Origin of the sequence: Streptomyces sp. NPDC014870, from assembly GCF_043081505.1 — a bacterium.
In the GTDB taxonomy this organism is placed as follows: Bacteria; Actinomycetota; Actinomycetes; order Streptomycetales; family Streptomycetaceae; genus Streptomyces.
Window position 1 is genome coordinate 19,481 of sequence record NZ_JBIBWQ010000012.1, and the last position, 15,564, is coordinate 35,044.

Annotated in this window: 17 protein-coding genes; 12 read left to right on the plus strand and 5 right to left on the minus strand. The window is 72.0% G+C overall.

Annotated elements, in window-relative coordinates; all coding sequences use genetic code 11:
- Positions 1-201: 201 nt before the first annotated feature.
- The 5 genes from ACF09C_RS30300 to ACF09C_RS30320 all read left to right on the plus strand — a co-directional run bounded on the left by ACF09C_RS30300 (position 202) and on the right by ACF09C_RS30320 (position 4,361).
- The gene (locus ACF09C_RS30300) at positions 202-1,449 is read left to right on the plus strand and encodes a cytochrome P450 (protein ID WP_392096106.1); all 1,248 of its coding nucleotides are present in this window, start codon (positions 202-204) and stop codon (positions 1,447-1,449) included.
- A 217-nt stretch (positions 1,450-1,666) separates the two neighbouring features.
- The gene (locus ACF09C_RS30305; protein WP_392096107.1) at positions 1,667-2,761 is read left to right on the plus strand and encodes a DUF2330 domain-containing protein; all 1,095 of its coding nucleotides are present in this window, start codon (positions 1,667-1,669) and stop codon (positions 2,759-2,761) included.
- Positions 2,758-3,426 (plus strand): O-methyltransferase, encoded by a 669-nt coding sequence (locus ACF09C_RS30310; RefSeq protein WP_392096108.1) that lies wholly within the window; start codon positions 2,758-2,760, stop codon positions 3,424-3,426. The genes ACF09C_RS30305 and ACF09C_RS30310 overlap by 4 nt, the downstream gene beginning before the upstream one ends.
- A 105-nt stretch (positions 3,427-3,531) precedes the next feature.
- Entirely contained in the window at positions 3,532-3,885 is a 354-nt protein-coding gene (locus ACF09C_RS30315; RefSeq protein WP_392096109.1) for an antibiotic biosynthesis monooxygenase family protein, read from the plus strand.
- Entirely contained in the window at positions 3,882-4,361 is a 480-nt protein-coding gene (locus ACF09C_RS30320; RefSeq protein WP_392096111.1) for a GNAT family N-acetyltransferase, read from the plus strand. The genes ACF09C_RS30315 and ACF09C_RS30320 overlap by 4 nt, the downstream gene beginning before the upstream one ends.
- Positions 4,362-4,379: 18 nt before the next feature.
- On the opposite strand, the gene ACF09C_RS30325 is transcribed toward ACF09C_RS30320, so the two are convergent.
- Positions 4,380-6,440 (minus strand): DHA2 family efflux MFS transporter permease subunit, encoded by a 2,061-nt coding sequence (locus tag ACF09C_RS30325; protein WP_392096113.1) that lies wholly within the window; start codon positions 6,438-6,440, stop codon positions 4,380-4,382.
- 167 nt (positions 6,441-6,607) lie between these two features.
- Here ACF09C_RS30325 and ACF09C_RS30330 point away from each other — a divergent pair, with 167 nt between their 5' ends.
- Both ACF09C_RS30330 and ACF09C_RS30335 read left to right on the plus strand, forming a co-directional pair.
- A complete protein-coding gene (locus ACF09C_RS30330; RefSeq protein WP_392096114.1) occupies positions 6,608-7,669 on the plus strand; it encodes a peptidoglycan-binding protein in 1,062 nt (353 codons plus the stop codon).
- Between the two features lie 158 nt (positions 7,670-7,827).
- Positions 7,828-8,478 (plus strand): HAD-IA family hydrolase, encoded by a 651-nt coding sequence (locus ACF09C_RS30335; protein ID WP_392096116.1) that lies wholly within the window; start codon positions 7,828-7,830, stop codon positions 8,476-8,478.
- Between the two features lie 105 nt (positions 8,479-8,583).
- Here ACF09C_RS30335 and ACF09C_RS30340 read toward each other — a convergent pair whose 3' ends face one another.
- Positions 8,584-9,384, minus strand: a complete 801-nt coding sequence (locus tag ACF09C_RS30340; RefSeq protein ID WP_392096118.1) for an ABC transporter permease — start codon at positions 9,382-9,384, stop codon at positions 8,584-8,586.
- 220 nt (positions 9,385-9,604) lie between these two features.
- Here ACF09C_RS30340 and ACF09C_RS30345 point away from each other — a divergent pair, with 220 nt between their 5' ends.
- The 4 genes from ACF09C_RS30345 to ACF09C_RS30360 all read left to right on the plus strand — a co-directional run bounded on the left by ACF09C_RS30345 (position 9,605) and on the right by ACF09C_RS30360 (position 13,550).
- Positions 9,605-10,291 (plus strand): HNH endonuclease family protein, encoded by a 687-nt coding sequence (locus ACF09C_RS30345; RefSeq protein ID WP_392096120.1) that lies wholly within the window; start codon positions 9,605-9,607, stop codon positions 10,289-10,291.
- A gap of 94 nt (positions 10,292-10,385) precedes the next feature.
- On the plus strand, positions 10,386-12,119 hold the full coding sequence (locus ACF09C_RS30350) for an alkaline phosphatase D family protein (RefSeq protein ID WP_392096122.1): 1,734 nt from the start codon (positions 10,386-10,388) through the stop codon (positions 12,117-12,119).
- Positions 12,120-12,300: 181 nt separating this feature from the next.
- Complete coding sequence (locus ACF09C_RS30355; RefSeq protein WP_392096124.1) at positions 12,301-12,741, plus strand: DoxX family protein; 441 nt, start codon at positions 12,301-12,303, stop codon at positions 12,739-12,741.
- A gap of 179 nt (positions 12,742-12,920) precedes the next feature.
- Positions 12,921-13,550, plus strand: a complete 630-nt coding sequence (locus ACF09C_RS30360) for a VTT domain-containing protein (RefSeq protein ID WP_362422561.1) — start codon at positions 12,921-12,923, stop codon at positions 13,548-13,550.
- Here the strand turns inward: ACF09C_RS30360 and ACF09C_RS30365 are convergent.
- Complete coding sequence (locus ACF09C_RS30365) at positions 13,504-13,758, minus strand: DUF2277 domain-containing protein (RefSeq protein WP_362422477.1); 255 nt, start codon at positions 13,756-13,758, stop codon at positions 13,504-13,506. The genes ACF09C_RS30360 and ACF09C_RS30365 overlap by 47 nt on opposite strands.
- A gap of 73 nt (positions 13,759-13,831) precedes the next feature.
- Positions 13,832-14,056, minus strand: coding sequence for a hypothetical protein (locus ACF09C_RS30370; RefSeq protein ID WP_392096125.1), 225 nt, complete (start codon positions 14,054-14,056; stop codon positions 13,832-13,834).
- 219 nt (positions 14,057-14,275) lie between these two features.
- Here ACF09C_RS30370 and ACF09C_RS30375 point away from each other — a divergent pair, with 219 nt between their 5' ends.
- Entirely contained in the window at positions 14,276-15,034 is a 759-nt protein-coding gene (locus ACF09C_RS30375) for a GntR family transcriptional regulator (RefSeq protein ID WP_392096127.1), read from the plus strand.
- Here the strand turns inward: ACF09C_RS30375 and ACF09C_RS30380 are convergent.
- Complete coding sequence (locus ACF09C_RS30380; RefSeq protein WP_392096129.1) at positions 15,031-15,564, minus strand: DUF4231 domain-containing protein; 534 nt, start codon at positions 15,562-15,564, stop codon at positions 15,031-15,033. The genes ACF09C_RS30375 and ACF09C_RS30380 overlap by 4 nt on opposite strands.

The following is a 15,564-nucleotide window of genomic DNA, read 5'->3' on the forward strand; positions in this document are numbered from 1 at the left end:
GCAAGGGTTGTGCACGCGTTGGGCACACACCCGCACACACCCCGCGCACGCCCGGCCACGCGCCCCGAGCACGCGCTCCGGTCGCGCGCAACCGTTCCGGCGAGGGTTCCGGCAACAGTTCGGGCCACATCCCTTGCGACTTGTAGAACCCGTTACTACCTTGCGGGCACCATCTGATGGACCGTCAGGAGTGTGTTGCCGATGCGCTGCCCTCACCTCCCCGAAGGGTTCGACGCCACCGACCCCGATCTGCTCCAGAGCCGCATACCCTTCCCGGAGTTCGCCCAACTGCGGCAGACCGCCCCCGTCTGGTGGTGCCCCCAGCCGCGCGGCATCACCGGCTTCGACGACGAGGGGTACTGGGCCGTCACCCGGCACGCGGACGTCAAGTACGTCTCCACGCACCCCGAGTTGTTCTCCTCCACCGAGAACACGGCCGTCATCCGCTTCAACGAGCACATCACCAAGGACCAGATCGAGGTCCAGAAGCTGATCATGCTCAACATGGACCCGCCCGAGCACACCCGGGTCCGCCAGATCGTCCAGCGCGGTTTCACGCCCCGCGCGATCCGGAGCCTGGAGTCCGCCCTGCGCGCCCGCGCCCGCGCGATCGTCGAGGAGGCGAAGCGGAACGCCGCCGCCGACGGCTCGTTCGACTTCGTCACCCAGGTCGCCGTCGAGCTGCCGCTCCAGGCGATCGCCGAACTCATCGGCGTACCGCAGGAGGACCGCGCCCGGATCTTCGACTGGTCCAACAAGATGGTCGCGTACGACGATCCCGAGTACGCCATCACGGAGGAGATCGGCGCCGAGGCCGCCATGGAGCTCATCGGCTACTCGATGAACCTGGCCGCCGAGCGCAAGGAGTGCCCGGCCAAGGACATCGTGACCCAGCTCGTCGCCGCCGAGGGCCAGGGCAACCTCTCCTCCGACGAGTTCGGCTTCTTCGTACTGCTGCTCGCGGTGGCCGGGAACGAGACCACGCGCAACGCCATCAGCCACGGCATGCACGCTTTCCTCACCAACCCCGAGGAGTGGGAGCTCTACAAGCGGGAGCGGCCGGCGACCGCCGCCGAGGAGATCGTGCGCTGGGCGACACCGGTGGTCTCCTTCCAGCGGACGGCCACGCAGGACACCGAGATCGGCGGCCAGAAGATCCGGCGGGGCGACCGCGTCGGGCTCTTCTACTCCTCCGCCAACCACGACCCCGAGGTCTTCGAGAACCCCGAGGTCTTCGACATCACGCGCGACCCGAACCCGCACCTCGGCTTCGGCGGCGGAGGCCCGCACTTCTGCCTCGGCAAGTCGCTCGCGATCAACGAGATCGAGCTGATCTTCAACGCGCTCGCGGACGAGCTGCCCGACCTGTCGCTCGCGGGCGAACCGCGGCGGCTGCGCGCGGCCTGGCTGAACGGGATCAAGGAGTTGCAGGTCCGGGCAGGCTCCTGACAGACCGGGAGGCGGGGGCCTTCCCCCCTACGCCGTGGCCCCCGCCGCCCGCCCTGCTGTCCGCGCCGCCCGCCCGCCGCCTTGCTCTCCGCCGTCCGCCTCAGCCTGCCGCCCTCGCCCTCCGCCTCAGCCTGCCGCCCTCCGCCGGAACCGGAGCCTCCCCCACCACGTCTGACCCGGCATGCGGGGGACACGAAGGACACACAGAATTCTGGCCATGATCGTCGCGCTGCTCGGGCTCCAGCTCGGCTCGCTGATCGCGCCGGCGTACGCGTGCGGCTGCGGGGCGATGATCCCGGACCGGAACCAGCGGATCGGCGTCGACCGGGAGACCTCGGCGGTGCGCTGGGACGGCCGTACGGAGCAGATCGTCATGCGCTTCACCGTGCGCGGCGACGCCGAGCGCGCCGCCTGGATCATGCCCGTGCCCGCCCGCGCGGACGTGACGCTCGGCGACCCGGAGCTCTTCGACACGCTGGAGGACCTCACAGGGCCCGAGTACCGCACACGCCACTACTTCTGGCCGCGCAGCCGCGACTGGCCCTTCGACCTCAGCACCACGGACGGCGCGTCGGCCGGAGCGCCCCTGCCGGGCGCGGCGGACGTCGGTGTCGTCGGGCGTGAGCGGCTCGGCCCCTTCGACGTGGCACGGCTGACGGCCACGGACCCGAAGGCGCTGAGCGGCTGGCTGGAGAAGAACGGCTTCGAGCTCTCCGACCGGCTGGCCGCCGAACTCACCCCGTACGTCGAGCGGAAGTGGGAGTACGTCGCCGTACGCCTCGCCCCGGAAGGGTCGGCCACCGACTCGGGCACCAGTTCCGGCCCCGCGCTGCGCGGCGACCTGACCCCGCTCCGGATCACTTTCGCCAGCACCGAACTCGTCTACCCCATGCGGCTCTCCCGGCTCGCCCAGAACCCGCAGTCCCTCGGTCTGTACGTGCTCGCCGACCACCGCATGGAACCGCGGGACGACATCGGCGGCTCGCGCCCCGAGGTGACGTTCGCGGGCGGGATCGAGGGGACGGAGGACGCCTCGCTCGCCGCGCTCACCGGCGGCCGGCCTGTCTTTCTGACCGCCCTCGACCAGGAGTTCCCCGAGCCGTCCCGGATCGACGGCGACCACGAACTGCGGGCGGTCGCCGACACCCCGTACCGGGAGGTCGTGTACACCGACCGGCTGCTCACCGTCGGCGACGGGATCCCGGTCTGGATCCTGACGGTCTCGGGCACCCTGCTCGCGGCGGCCGGAGTGGTCGTCATGGTCCGCCGTACCCGGGAGCGGGCCCGGACTGAGGTACGTTCGGCCGTATGACTCAGGATCAATGGTCCACCGTGGACCGCTACTTCACGGATCTGCTCGCCCCCGCCGACGAGGCGCTCGCCGCCGCGCTCACCGACTCGACGGCCGCCGGCCTGCCGGAGATCGCCGTCGCCCCCAACCAGGGCAAGCTGCTCAACCTGCTCGTCGCCATGGCGGGCGCGCGCTCGGTCCTGGAGATCGGCACGCTCGGCGGCTACAGCACCATCTGGATGGCCCGTGCGCTGCCGGCGGACGGCCGGATGGTCTCCCTGGAGTACAACCCGGCCCACGCGGACGTGGCCCGCGCCAACATCGCCCGGGCCGGACTCGACAAGATCGTCGAGGTCCGGACGGGCGCGGCCCTGGACAGCCTGCCCCAGCTGGAGACCGAGGGCGCGGGCCCGTTCGACTTCGTCTTCATCGACGCCGACAAGGTGAACAACCCGCACTACGTGGAGTGGGCCCTGCGCCTCTCCCGTCCCGGCACGGTCATCGTCGTCGACAACGTCGGGCGCGGCGGCGCGGTCGTGGACGCGGAGTCGACGGAACCGGCGATCACGGGCACCCGCGCGATGTTCGAACTGGTCTCCCGCGAACCCCGCCTGGACGCGACCGCGTTCCAGACGGTCGGTGTGAAGGGCTACGACGGGCTCCTGTTGGCCCGGGTCGTGGCCTGACGGACCGCACCCGCTCCCGTACCCGTACCCCTACCTGCTTCCGTACCCGTACCTGCTCCCGCTCCCGTGACGCGGCTCGTCCGGGCCGGTCATATCCTGCTGTGCATGAGCATCGTGAAGATCAATGTGCTGACCGTCCCGGCCGAGCAGCGTGAGGTCCTCGAGCAGCGGTTCGCCTCGCGCGCGGGCGCGGTGGAGGGCTCCGACGGCTTCGAGTGGTTCGAGCTGCTGCGGCCCGTGGAGGGCACCGACCAGTACCTGGTGTACACCCGCTGGCGCAGCGAGGAGGACTTCCAGAACTGGATGAACGGTTCGATGAAGGCCGCGCACGGGGGCGGCGGCGCCGAGGGTTCGGCGGGCGGGGCGGCGGGCGGGGCGGGCGGGGAGCGGCCCAAGCCTGCGGCGACCGGGTCGACCCTCTGGTCGTTCGAGGTCGTCCAGCAGGCCTCCCCGAAGTGAGCGGCTGGTCGTTCTCTCCCGAGGACGTCCACACCGCCGAGGCGACGGCGCTGCGCCGCGCCTACTACGACGACGTGGCGAGCCGCTACTGGCAGCGGCCCGCCACCGAGGCGGAGGTCGACGAGGGCCTTGCGGGCGACGGCGTGGAGCTGCTGACGCCGCCGACGGGCCAGTTCCTCGTGGGCCGGTACGGGGGCGAGCCCGCCGCGTGCGGCGGCGTGCTGCTCCTCGACGCCGAACGCGCCGAGCTGACCCGGGTGTTCCTGCGCCACGCGTTCCGCGGTACGGGCGGCGCGGGGACCCTCCTCGGCCGTCTGGAGGATGCCGCGCGTGACCTGGGGGCGCGGCGGATGGTCCTCAACACCCGGCTCGACCTGGTCGAGGCGCGCGCTCTGTACAGCCGCCACGGGTACGGGGAGATCCCGGCGTACTGCGAGGGGCCTTACATGGACATCTGGTACGGCAAGGAGCTGTAGGCACGCGCGCCGGAGGGCTCACGCGTGGTGGTCGCGGGGCGGTTCCGGTGTGTGCGGCCGCTCCGCGTCCGAGCCGCTCAGCTCGGCCGTCAGCTCCTCCACCAACCGCACCAGGTCCGTGGGCCGCTCCGGGCCCCACCAGTCGCCGAGCAGCTCGGCGAGCGACTCCTCGCGCGCCTTCGCCAGCCGGGTCGCGGTCGCGACCCCCTCCTCCGTGAGGATCAGCTGCAGCCCCTCCCTGCGCGCCAGATGGCGCTCCTCGACCTGGCGGGCCGCCTCCGTGACAGCCCGCAGCGGTACGGGCGTGGTCTCGGCGAGCCGGGCCGGTTCCACGGTGCCGTGGCGACGGATCCGCAGCACGAGCCAGCTCGCGGCCGGCAGCAGATCGAGCCCCGCCCGGGCGGTGATCTTCTCGTAGATCGCCTTGCGGCCCTCGCGCGAGCCGAGCACGGACAGGGCCCGCGCGCACTCGTCGTACGAGGAGCGCTCCACGGGGTTGGAGGCCAGCGTCTGGCTGGTGTCGGGCGCGGTGACGGAGCCGCGCAGCTTGTCCTCCTTGAGGAACCAGGCGACGACGAAACCGATGAGCACGACCGGCGCGGCGTAGAGGAAGACGTCGGTGATGGAGGTCGCGTAGGCGTGCACGACCGGCTGCTGCAGATCGGGCGGGAGTGCGGAGATGCCGCGCGGGTCGGCGGCGATCTGCTCGGGTCCCGTCCCCGGCGGGAGTGACTGACCGGCGAGGACGTCGTCGAGTTTGACGCGGAGTCGGTTGGTGAAGATCGTGCCGAAGACGGCGACGCCGAAGGAGGCGCCGATGGACCGGAAGAAGGTCGCGCCGGAGGTGGCGACGCCCAGGTCCTCGTACGAGACGGCGTTCTGCACGACGAGGACGAGGACCTGCATGACGAGGCCGAGGCCCGCGCCGAAGACGAAGAAGTAGACGCTCATCTCCCAGGTGGAGCTGGTCTCCGTCATCTCGTTGAGCAACAGCAGACCGAGGGCCGTGATGCCGGTGCCGGCGATCGGGAACACCTTCCAGCGCCCGGTGCGCGAGACGATCTGGCCGGAGGCGGTGGAGGTGATGAGCATGCCGAGGACCATGGGCAGCATGTGCACACCGGACGCGGTCGGTGTGACGCCCTGGACGACCTGGAGGAAGGTCGGCAGATAGGTCATCGCGCCGAACATCGCGAAGCCCACGATGAAGCTGATGACCGAGACGAGGCTGAACGTCCGGATCCGGAAGAGCTTCAGCGGCAGCACGGGCTCGGCCGCGCGCCCCTCCACGTACACGAACCACACGAGGAGCACGGCTCCGAGGACGGCGAGCCCGATGATCTGCGGGGAGCCCCAGTCCCAGGTCGTGCCGCCGAGGGAGGCCACGAGGACCAGGCAGGTGGCGACCGAGGCGATGAGGAACGTACCGAGGTAGTCGATGCGGTGCCGGGTGCCGCGCACCGGGATGTGCAGGACGGCGGCGATCACGAAGAGGGCGACGACGCCGATGGGCAGGTTGATGTAGAAGACCCAGCGCCAGGAGAGGTGTTCGGTGAACAGCCCGCCGAGCAGCGGCCCGAGGACACTGGTGGCGCCGAAGACGGCGCCGAAGAGCCCCTGGTACTTTCCGCGTTCCCGGGGTGAGACGAGGTCGCCCACGATCGCCATGGACAGCACGATGAGCCCGCCGCCGCCGAGGCCCTGGAGGGCGCGGAAGCCGATGAGCTGCGGCATGTTCTGCGCGATGCCGCAGAGCGCGGAGCCGATGAGGAAGATGACGATGGCGGCCTGGAAGAGCTTCTTGCGACCGTACTGGTCGCCGAGCTTGCCCCAGAGCGGGGTCGCCGCGGTCGACGCGAGCATGTAGGCGGTGACCACCCAGGAGAGGTGCTCCATGCCGCCGAGGTCGCTGACGATCGTCGGGAGGGCGGTGGAGACGATGGTCTGGTCGAGCGCGGCGAGCAGCATGCCGAGCAGCAGGGCCCCGATCGCCACCATCACCGAGCGGTGACTCCCGCCCTCCCCCGGCACCGGGCCGCCGCCACCGCCGAGGTCCGCCGCGCGTTCGTCCTGGACCATCGCATCTCCTCGCTTCCGTCCCTCTCCGGCCCCCTCCGGCCCTCTGCGTTCCTCACCATCCTGAGCGGAATGTCACGTTATGGCCTGCGGAAGGGCACAGCTGTTCCCGTCGTTCGAGCGGGCGGGCTGCATAATCGCTGCCAGTTGAACTGGGGAGGGGACCCACCATGACCGGACACCCATGTCCTGAATGCGGTGGACAGAGACCGGGCTGCGCCTGCTACCGGGCGGAGGTGGCGGCGGCCGAGGACTTCGATCCACTGCGCATCCGCCCGTACGTGACCCTGGACGCCACCGGGGAGCCGGACACGGCACCGGACGCGCCGGGGAGCGAGGGTGGTACGCCCGGGGACGCGCCGGGGAGCGAGCCTGGCACGCCCGGGGACGCGCCGGCGCCCGGGCCGCCGACGGCGGTACCCGCACCAGTACCGGCGGCGGAGCAGGACCCGACCGCGACCATGCCCCTGCTCCTGCCGGGCATCACCGACGCCCACGCCCCGGCGCCGTACCGCCCGGAGCCGCACACCCCGGAACCATACGCTCCAGCGCCGTACGCCCCCGATCAGCACAAAACGGACCTGCTCGACACGGACCCGTACGACGACGAGGTCTACGAGCCCGAGCGCCCGGCCACCCGGCGGCGCGGCGCGCTCGTGGCGCTGGCGGCGGCGGTCGCGGTCGCCGTGGTCGCCACGGCCGCGGTAGCGACGGGGCTGCTCGGCGACGACGGCCCGGACGACCGGGCAGCCGTGCCGACCCCCACGACGAGCGCTTCGGAGAACGTCGTCGTGTCGGAGGCCCCGTCCTCCCCCTCGTCCTCGCCGCCGCCGTCCCCGACGGCCTCGGCCTCGCGTTCGGCGTCCCCCTCCGCCTCGCCGTCCGCCTCCACCCGGACGCCGGAGGCCACCGCCACGGCCACCACCACGCCGACCGGACCGGCGACGCCTTCGGCCAACCGGACGACGTCGGCGCCCACCCCGACCCGTACGCCCACCGAGGACGCACCGGGCCCGACCCTGCGCTACGGGGACACGGGCCCCGAGGTCGAGGAGCTGCAGCGGCGGCTCACGCAGGTGTACGCCTACGACGGCAACATCGACGGCAGGTACTCCCGGCAGGTGCGGCGCGCGGTGGAGTGGTTCCAGTCGTACCAGTACATCGAGGAGGACGAGGAGGGCGTGTACGGCCCGGAGACGCGGCGCGCGCTGGAGGCGCAGACGACGGGCTGAGGCGGCCGGGAGACGGACCTCGGTCCCGCGATGCGGGACGGATTGGCGGAGAGGGCCCCTCGTTTTGTATCGTCGAGGAACAAAGTGGCCCCGCCCGCACCCCCTGACCGGCGGGCGGGACCGCTCTGCTCTCCTCCCACCCCTCTGGAGAACCCCTGATGCCCGCGCTCACGACCAAGGCCCTCCTCCTCGACATGGACGGCACCCTCGTCAACTCGGACGCCGTCGTCGAGCGCTGCTGGCGGCGCTGGGCGGAGCGGCACGGCCTTGACCCGGACGAGGCGCTCAAGGTCGTCCACGGCCGCCAGGGGTACGCCACGATGGCCGCCCTCCTGCCGGACCGCCCCATGGAGCAGAACTACGCGGACAACCGGGTGATGCTCGCCGAGGAGACGGCGGACCTCGACGGCGTGGTGCCCGTCCCCGGCGCCCCGGCCTTCATGACCGCCATCGACGCCCTCCCGCACGCCCTCGTGACCTCGGCGGACGAGGCCCTCACCCAGGCCCGGATGGGCGCGGCGGGGCTGCGGATGCCGACGACCCGGGTGACCGCGGAGCGCGTCGGCGCGAGCAAGCCGGACCCGGAGGGCTTCCTCAAGGGCGCGGCGGAACTGGGCTTCGACCCGGCGGACTGCGTGGTCTTCGAGGACTCCGAGGCCGGCATCCAGGCGGGCCGCGCGGCGGGCATGCGCGTGGTGGGCGTGGGCGCGAGGGCGGCGGCCTTCGCCCCGGACGTCCACGTCATGGACCTCACGGAGATCATGGTCGAGGCCACCGACGAAGGCATCCGCCTGACGTTCGCGCAGTAGGCGGGGCAGGCGGGGCAGGCCCAGTAGGCAGGACAGCGGCGTCAGGCAGGACAAGCAGTAGGCGGGCCAGTCGCAGCAGGCGGGTCAGGCGCAACCCCCGCACCGTCACCGCCCCCCAGCCCCGGCCCTGGGACCCGCCCCCGTACCACCTTCCCCCTCCCCCTCCCGCTCGCGCACGAAGGCCCCCCGGGCCACCAGCTCCAGCACGACCGCCACGGCCACGGCCTGCACCACCATCAGCGCCACCAGCACGAACAGCTGCACCGCGCCCGCCTCCCACGGCGAGGCCCCGCCGAGCAGCATCCCCACGAACGCGCCCGGCAGCGTCACGAGACCCACCGTCCGGGTCTGGTCGAGCCCCGGCAGCAGCGCGTCCGACGCGGACTTGCGCGCCACTTCGAGGCGCGCCTCCCGTTCGGGCAGGCCCAGCGCGAGCCCCGCCTCCACCTCGCCCCACCGCGTCTCCAGCTCGTCCAGCGCCCGGCGCCCGCCCAGGACGGTCGCGGTCAGGGCGCCGCCGATGAGGATGCCGGTGACCGGGATGAGTGCCACGCCCCGCACCGGCACGAGCCCGGTGACCAGCAGCACCCCGACGACCGGCCAGACGCCCGCCGCGATCGGCACCGCGGCCCACCACCGGCCGCGCCCGGCGCCGGGGACGACGCGCCGTCCCGCGGTCCAGACGGCGACCCCGTACATCACCACCAGGAAGCACAGAAGCAGCGGCAGATACCGCATGACCCAGCCGATCACGAGCGACACGGCGATCAGCTGGACGGCCGCCCGACCGCCGGCGACCAGGGAGTCGCGGGCGCGGCCGAGTTGGGCGAACGCGACGACGCCCGCGGCCACGAGCAGCAGAACGGCGAGAACCACCGCAAAGGTGACGTTCACTTCCAGAAGCACAGGCCAACCCTAGGGCCAGAAAACGGAACTGTCGTTCCGTCACACCCCTTGATGTGACGTGCCCATGTCGCCACCCTGTTACCTGGCGCACCCCCCACCGAAACCTGGCGCCGCCACGATGACCGGGCGCCGGGCACCCGCCCGCACAGCCACCGGCCGACAACGCACCCCCACGTCCACGACCCACCCCACCTCCACCCCCACCTCCCAGGGAGTTCGCATGCCCGCCGCCACCGCTCCGAGCACCCCCAACGCCTCCGTCTACGCGCGTCGAATAGCCCGCCGCGCCACTGTTCTGGCCGCCACCGCCGCCCTCTCCGTCACCGGTCTCCTCGCCACCGCGCCGACCGCCCAGGCGGCCATGCCCACGCCCGTCAGCGCGGCCACCGCCCGTACGTACCTCGCCTCGCTCACGGTCAAGGCGGAAGGTTCCTCCTCCGGCTACAGCCGGGACCTCTTCCCGCACTGGATCACCCAGTCCGGCGCCTGCAACACGCGCGAGGTCGTTCTCAAGCGCGACGGCTCGGGCGTCGTCCAGGACTCCAGCTGCGCGGCCGTCAGCGGCAGTTGGTTCTCCGAGTACGACGGCGCGACCTGGACGGTAGCCTCCGACCTCGACATCGACCACATGGTGCCGCTCGCCGAGGCCTGGCGCTCGGGCGCGAGCTCCTGGACCACCGCCAAGCGCCAGCAGTTCGCGAACGACCTGACCCGCCCGCAGCTCATCGCGGTCACGGACAACGTCAACCAGTCCAAGGGCGACCAGGACCCGGCCGAGTGGCTGCCCTCGCGCACCTCGTACCGCTGCACGTACGTCCGCGCGTGGGTGCACACGAAGTACTACTGGGGCCTCAGCGTCGACTCCGCCGAGAAGAGCGCCCTCCAGTCCGTCCTGAACGGCTGCTGAACACCGGCCGAGACGGCTGCCGGGATCGCTTCCGCCACCCCTCTGTCGTTCCGTACGGTACGGGCTGGAACGACAGAGGGGGATGGGAAGAACGATGGCGGCCGGACTGAGACTCGGACCACTGCTGCGGTACGTCGACGGGGTCACGGGCGACTCCGCGACGATCTGGGTCGAGACCGACCGCCCGTGCACGGCGGAGGTCCGCGCCACTGCGCGCACCGGAGCCGACGACGGCGCCGGCGGAGGCACCGGACACGGCTCGGGCGGCCACGCCGGAGGCTCCACCCGCACCTTCCAGATAGCGGGTCACCACTACGCCCTGATACCGGTGACGGGTCTGACTCCCGGCACCACGACGGAGTACGAGGTACGGCTCGACGGCCGCACGGTCTGGCCGCCGGCGGACTCCCGCTTCCCCCCGAGCACCATCCGCACCCCGGACCCCTCGGAGGTCAAGGTGGCGTTCGGCTCGTGCCGCTGGGCGGCGAAACCGGCCAAGGGCAGGGACCCGGTCGGCCCGGACGCCCTCGACACGCTCGCGACCCAGCTCGCGGCCGACCCGACGGCGGCCGAACGCCCGGACCTGCTGGTGCTGTTGGGCGACCAGGTGTACGCGGACGAGACCTCGGCCGACACCCGTCGCTGGCTGGCCGCCCGCCGGGACCCGCGCGATCCGCCGGGTTCGGAGGTCGGGGAGTACGAGGAGTACACCCGGCTCTACGACGAGTCCTGGGGCGACCCCGAAGTCCGCTGGCTGCTCTCCACCGTGCCCAGCTGCATGATCTTCGACGACCACGACGTCATCGACGACTGGAACACCAGCGCCGCGTGGCTCACCCGGATGCGGGCCACCCACTGGTGGAGCGAGCGGGTGCTGAGCGGGCTGATGTCGTACTGGGTGTACCAGCACCTGGGCAACCTCTCCCCCGCCGAACTGGCCGCCGACCCGCTGTACGCGGAGATCCGCTCCGTACCGGACGGCACGGACCGGCTGCGGCGGTTCGCGGCGGAGGCGGACGCCGATCCGGCCTGTGTGCGCTGGAGTTACCGCAGGGACCTCGGCCGGACCAGGCTGCTGATGATCGACACCCGGGCGGCCCGCCTCCTGACGGAGGGCGCGCGGGCGATGCTGGACCCGGACGAGGCGACCTGGGTGCGCGAACAGGCGCTCGCGGACCGGGGCTCGTACGACCACCTGCTCGTCGGCACCTCGCTGCCCTGGCTGATGCCGCCCCTGATCCACGACGCGGAGGCCTGGAACGCGGCCCTGTGCCGGGGCGAGCGCGGCGGCCCCGGGGGCCGGTGGGCGCGGTTCGCGGAGGATCTGCGGCAGCGGGCGGACCTGGAGCACTGGGCGGCGTTCCCGTCGTCGTTCGAGGCCCTGACCCGGCTGCTCGCGGAGGCGGGGAGCGGCCCGGACGCGCCGGCGACGGTGTGCGTCCTGTCCGGGGACGTGCATCACGCGTACGTCGCCGAGCCGGAGTGGGTAGAGGGAGCGGAGGGTGCGGAGGGGGCCGTCGCGACGCGACCCGAGGCCCGGGTGGTGCAACTGACGTGCTCGCCGCTGCACAACGCGATCCCGCGCTCGGTGCGCCTGGGCTTCCGCTTCGGCTGGAGCCGGGCGGGCCGGGCACTCGGGCGCGCGCTGGCCCGCCATGGCAGGGCGGGACGCCCCCTGATCAGCTGGCGCCGGACCGGGGGTCCGTGGTTCGGCAACCAGCTCATGACGCTGACCCTGCGCTCCCGTTCGGCCCGACTGACCCTCGCCCAGGCACGCGGGAACGGACGCCTGACGACGGTCGACGAGCGGGTTCTCGACGGAAGTTGAGCGGCCGGTCGGCACGCGGCACAACCACGGCGTGACCACGGCGTGACCATGGCCACAGTTCACCGTACAAGCGAATGTTGAAGTTGCAAGTACAAGTGAGGGGTGCCTAACCTGTCGACCTCATCGGTTCCGTCCCCCCGCGTCCCGTCCCCAGGGACCGACGAGGCCGAAGGAGTCCCCCATGAGTTCCCGCAATCCCCTGAGCGACCAGCTGAATCAGGCGCAGCCGTACGCGCTCGGCCTGTTCCGCGCCGTCATAGGCCTGCTCTTCGCCTGCCACGGCGCCGCCACGCTCTTCGGCGTCCTCGGCGACGGGCCCACCGCCACGGCCGGCACCTGGCCGGGCTGGTACGCGGCGGTGATCCAGCTGGTCGCCGGCGTCCTGGTGTTCGTCGGCCTGGGCACCCGTTCCGCCGCCTTCGTCGCCTCCGGCTCCATGGCGTACGCGTACTTCGTGGTCCACCAGCCCGAGGGCCTCTTCCCGCTCGAGAACAGCGGCGAGGGGTCGGCCCTCTTCTGCTGGGCGTTCCTGCTGCTGGTCTTCACCGGCCCGGGCGGCCTCTCCCTCGACCGCGCCTTCGGCGGCGCCCGCGAGGAGCGGCGCGCGCCGGCGGTGGCGTAGCCGCACGGCGGCTGGCGTGCGCCCTCCGTACGCGGAGGACGCACGCCACCTCGGGCTCCGCCCACGGAGTACACGCGACACCCGTCCACGGAAGGCCGTACGCGATCCGTACATGGGCGGATTTCCGGCCCCTGCCGGTATCCGCCACCCTCCGCCGCGTACGCTCTAGCGCTGTGAACGTGCTCGACAGCATCGGGTCACTGCGGTCGCTGACCGCGGGCCCCTGGATCTACGCGGCGGTGGCCACGTCGGTACTGCTCGACGTCTTCCTGCCGGTGCTGCCGAGCGGGGTCCTGGTGATCACGGCCGCGACGGCGGCGGCGACCGCCACCGCGGCCTCCCCGGACGTGCCGTCCGTCGTCCCGCTCCTCCTCGTCGCGGCCACGGCCTCGGTGCTCGGCGACTTCGTCGCGTACCGGCTGGCGTGGCGCGGCGGGGCCCGTCTCGACCGGGCGATCTCCCGCTCACGCAGGCTGACGCGCGCGCAGGAACGTCTCGGCACCGCTCTGGCGCGCGGCGGCGGCCTGTTGGTGGTGATCGCGCGCTTCGCTCCGGCGGGCCGTTCCGTGGTGTCCCTGGGCGCGGGCGCGGCGAAACGCCGGATCGTGGACTTCCTGCCGTGGTCGGCCCTCGCGGGCGTGGCGTGGGCGAGCTACAGCGTGGCGCTCGGCTGGTTCGGCGGGCTGTGGCTGGGCGCGACCTGGGTGGGCGTCGGCGTGTCCGTCCTCGCCCTGTTCCTGGCGGGCGCGTTGGCGGCCTACGTCATACGGCGTCCGGCTGCGGCTCCCGCACCGGCTCCGGCTTCTTGAGCCCGCGCACCTCGAGTCCGTCGAGGAGCCGGGCGGTCGCGGCGGCGATCTCGTCGACGGCCTGATCGAACACCTCGCGGTTGTGCGCGGCGGGCCGATGGAAGCCGGAGACCTTGCGGACGTACTGCAGGGCGGCGGCGTGGATGTCGTCCTCGGTCGCCTCTTCGGGGAGGGCCGGAGGCCGGAGGGTCTTGATGCTGCGGCACATGCTTCCAGTGTCGCGCACCCCACTGACAGCGGCCGGTCACACGCTTCCGGGGCCTACGAATCCACCTCGATGCCTACGAACTCAGCCCGCGCCGACTCCTGGCGTTGATCTCGGCGGCACGCGCCCGAAGCTCGCGCATCGGGGTGGCGAGCTGGACGTCCCGGGGGTCGGCATCCCACTCGCGACCGCCGCTGACGGGCCGGATGAGATAGCGGCCGGCGACGCTGTCGACGTAGAAGCCGACAAGCCCGGTGGCCGTGTCACGTACGAGGTCGCCGACCTCGGGGATGGGTTGCACGAACCCCTCCGTCCCGGGACTAAGGAACTCCAGATTCCAGATCTCTCTTCCAGATCTCTAGAGATACACCCAGAGAAGCCGGATGGCTCCCCCCTGTCAACGTATCTCTAGAGATGTCCCCCGATGGATGGATCACTCGCACAGGTCGGCGCAGACGCGTGCGGCACCTCGCCTGAGTGCGCCGTAGGGTGTCCCGCAGACGAAGGGAGTGGTCCACCCATGACTGACCAGGACAGCGGTCGTCGGCCCAAGTACCAGCGGATCGCCGACGAGTTGAGAACCGCCATCCAGTCAGGCGCCTTCGCCCCCGGCGACCGGCTCCCCGGTGAGAACGATCTGATGACGACGTACGAGGTGGCACGGATGACGGCCCGCCAGGCGCTCTCGGTCCTGCGCAACGAGGGCCTTGCGGAGGCCCGCAAGGGCGCCGGGGTCTTCGTCCGCACGTTCCGCCCGCTGCGCCGGCGGGGCATCCCCCGGCTCGCGCAGGACCACTGGGGCACGGGCCGCTCGGTCTGGTCGGCGGACATCGAGGACCGTGCCCTGGTCGTGGACCAGATCGATGTCGGCGCGGCGACGGCGGACGCGCGCGTGGCGGGGGCGCTGGGCCTGCCGGCCGGCGCGCCGGTGTGCGTGCGCAGCCGCCGCTTCGTCCTGGACGACAAGCCGGTCCTGCTCTCGGTCTCGTACCTCCCGGCCGCACTCGCCCAGGACACCCCGATCGCGACCCCGGACACGGGCCCGGGCGGCACGTACGCCCGGCTGGCCGAACTCGGCCACCAGCCGGTCCACTTCCGCGAGGAGATCCGCTGCCGCATGCCGACGGCGGACGAGTCGGAGCGGCTCGCGCTGGAGTTCGGGACGCCGGTCATCCTGATCGCCCGTACGGCGTTCACGGACAGGGGGGCAGCGGTGGAACTGAACGAAATGACACTGGACTCGGCGTCCTACGTCCTGGAGTACGACTTCGACGCCTAGCTCTGACCGGCCGACCGAGCCCCAGGCACTGCACCGCTCTGCTGCACATCGGCGTTGACCTGCCCGCCGAGGGTCATCACGTTGAGGGTCGCGGAGTTCTCAGCGGCGATGGCCTTCTCGACGCGGGCGACAAGAAGGGTGAAGCACTCCCGCTCGTTCAGCCCCTGGTACGGCCCGACGCGGGCGGCGAAGTACACGCGCTCGTGCCCGAGGAGCTGCTCGGTGGACCGGTAGTTCTTCCACTGCTCGCGGTACCGGTACACGCTCTCCAACGACACGGAGGCGACGACGACGAGGCTCAGCACGGTGGCGGTGACCTTGGCGAACCCGAGATCGAGATTGACGAGCACGGGCACGAGCGCACCACCGACGACGGCCAGGGTGCGCATGCGCAGGTGCATGGCCTTCATCTTGGTGGCCTTGAGGTCGTACCACTCCTGATACTGCGTCAACCTGCTGTCGACATACCGCTGCGGCGTCATCTCGCCGGCGTCGACCTCGGCATCAGGCGCATCCCCCACGTCAACCAT

What these genes read in the sequence shown, in the direction of transcription:
- ACF09C_RS30300 (WP_392096106.1), top strand. Translation starts at nt 202, where the DNA reads ATGCGCTGCCCTCACCTCCCCGAAGGGTTCGACGCCACCGACCCCGAT.
- ACF09C_RS30305 (WP_392096107.1), top strand. Translation starts at nt 1,667, where the DNA reads ATGATCGTCGCGCTGCTCGGGCTCCAGCTCGGCTCGCTGATCGCGCCG.
- ACF09C_RS30310 (WP_392096108.1), top strand. Translation starts at nt 2,758, where the DNA reads ATGACTCAGGATCAATGGTCCACCGTGGACCGCTACTTCACGGATCTG.
- ACF09C_RS30315 (WP_392096109.1), top strand. Translation starts at nt 3,532, where the DNA reads ATGAGCATCGTGAAGATCAATGTGCTGACCGTCCCGGCCGAGCAGCGT.
- ACF09C_RS30325 (WP_392096113.1), bottom strand. Translation starts at nt 6,440, where the DNA reads ATGGTCCAGGACGAACGCGCGGCGGACCTCGGCGGTGGCGGCGGCCCG.
- ACF09C_RS30330 (WP_392096114.1), top strand. Translation starts at nt 6,608, where the DNA reads ATGACCGGACACCCATGTCCTGAATGCGGTGGACAGAGACCGGGCTGC.
- ACF09C_RS30335 (WP_392096116.1), top strand. Translation starts at nt 7,828, where the DNA reads ATGCCCGCGCTCACGACCAAGGCCCTCCTCCTCGACATGGACGGCACC.
- ACF09C_RS30345 (WP_392096120.1), top strand. Translation starts at nt 9,605, where the DNA reads ATGCCCGCCGCCACCGCTCCGAGCACCCCCAACGCCTCCGTCTACGCG.
- ACF09C_RS30350 (WP_392096122.1), top strand. Translation starts at nt 10,386, where the DNA reads ATGGCGGCCGGACTGAGACTCGGACCACTGCTGCGGTACGTCGACGGG.
- ACF09C_RS30355 (WP_392096124.1), top strand. Translation starts at nt 12,301, where the DNA reads ATGAGTTCCCGCAATCCCCTGAGCGACCAGCTGAATCAGGCGCAGCCG.
- ACF09C_RS30365 (WP_362422477.1), bottom strand. Translation starts at nt 13,758, where the DNA reads ATGTGCCGCAGCATCAAGACCCTCCGGCCTCCGGCCCTCCCCGAAGAG.
- ACF09C_RS30375 (WP_392096127.1), top strand. Translation starts at nt 14,276, where the DNA reads ATGACTGACCAGGACAGCGGTCGTCGGCCCAAGTACCAGCGGATCGCC.
- ACF09C_RS30380 (WP_392096129.1), bottom strand. Translation starts at nt 15,564, where the DNA reads ATGGTTGACGTGGGGGATGCGCCTGATGCCGAGGTCGACGCCGGCGAG.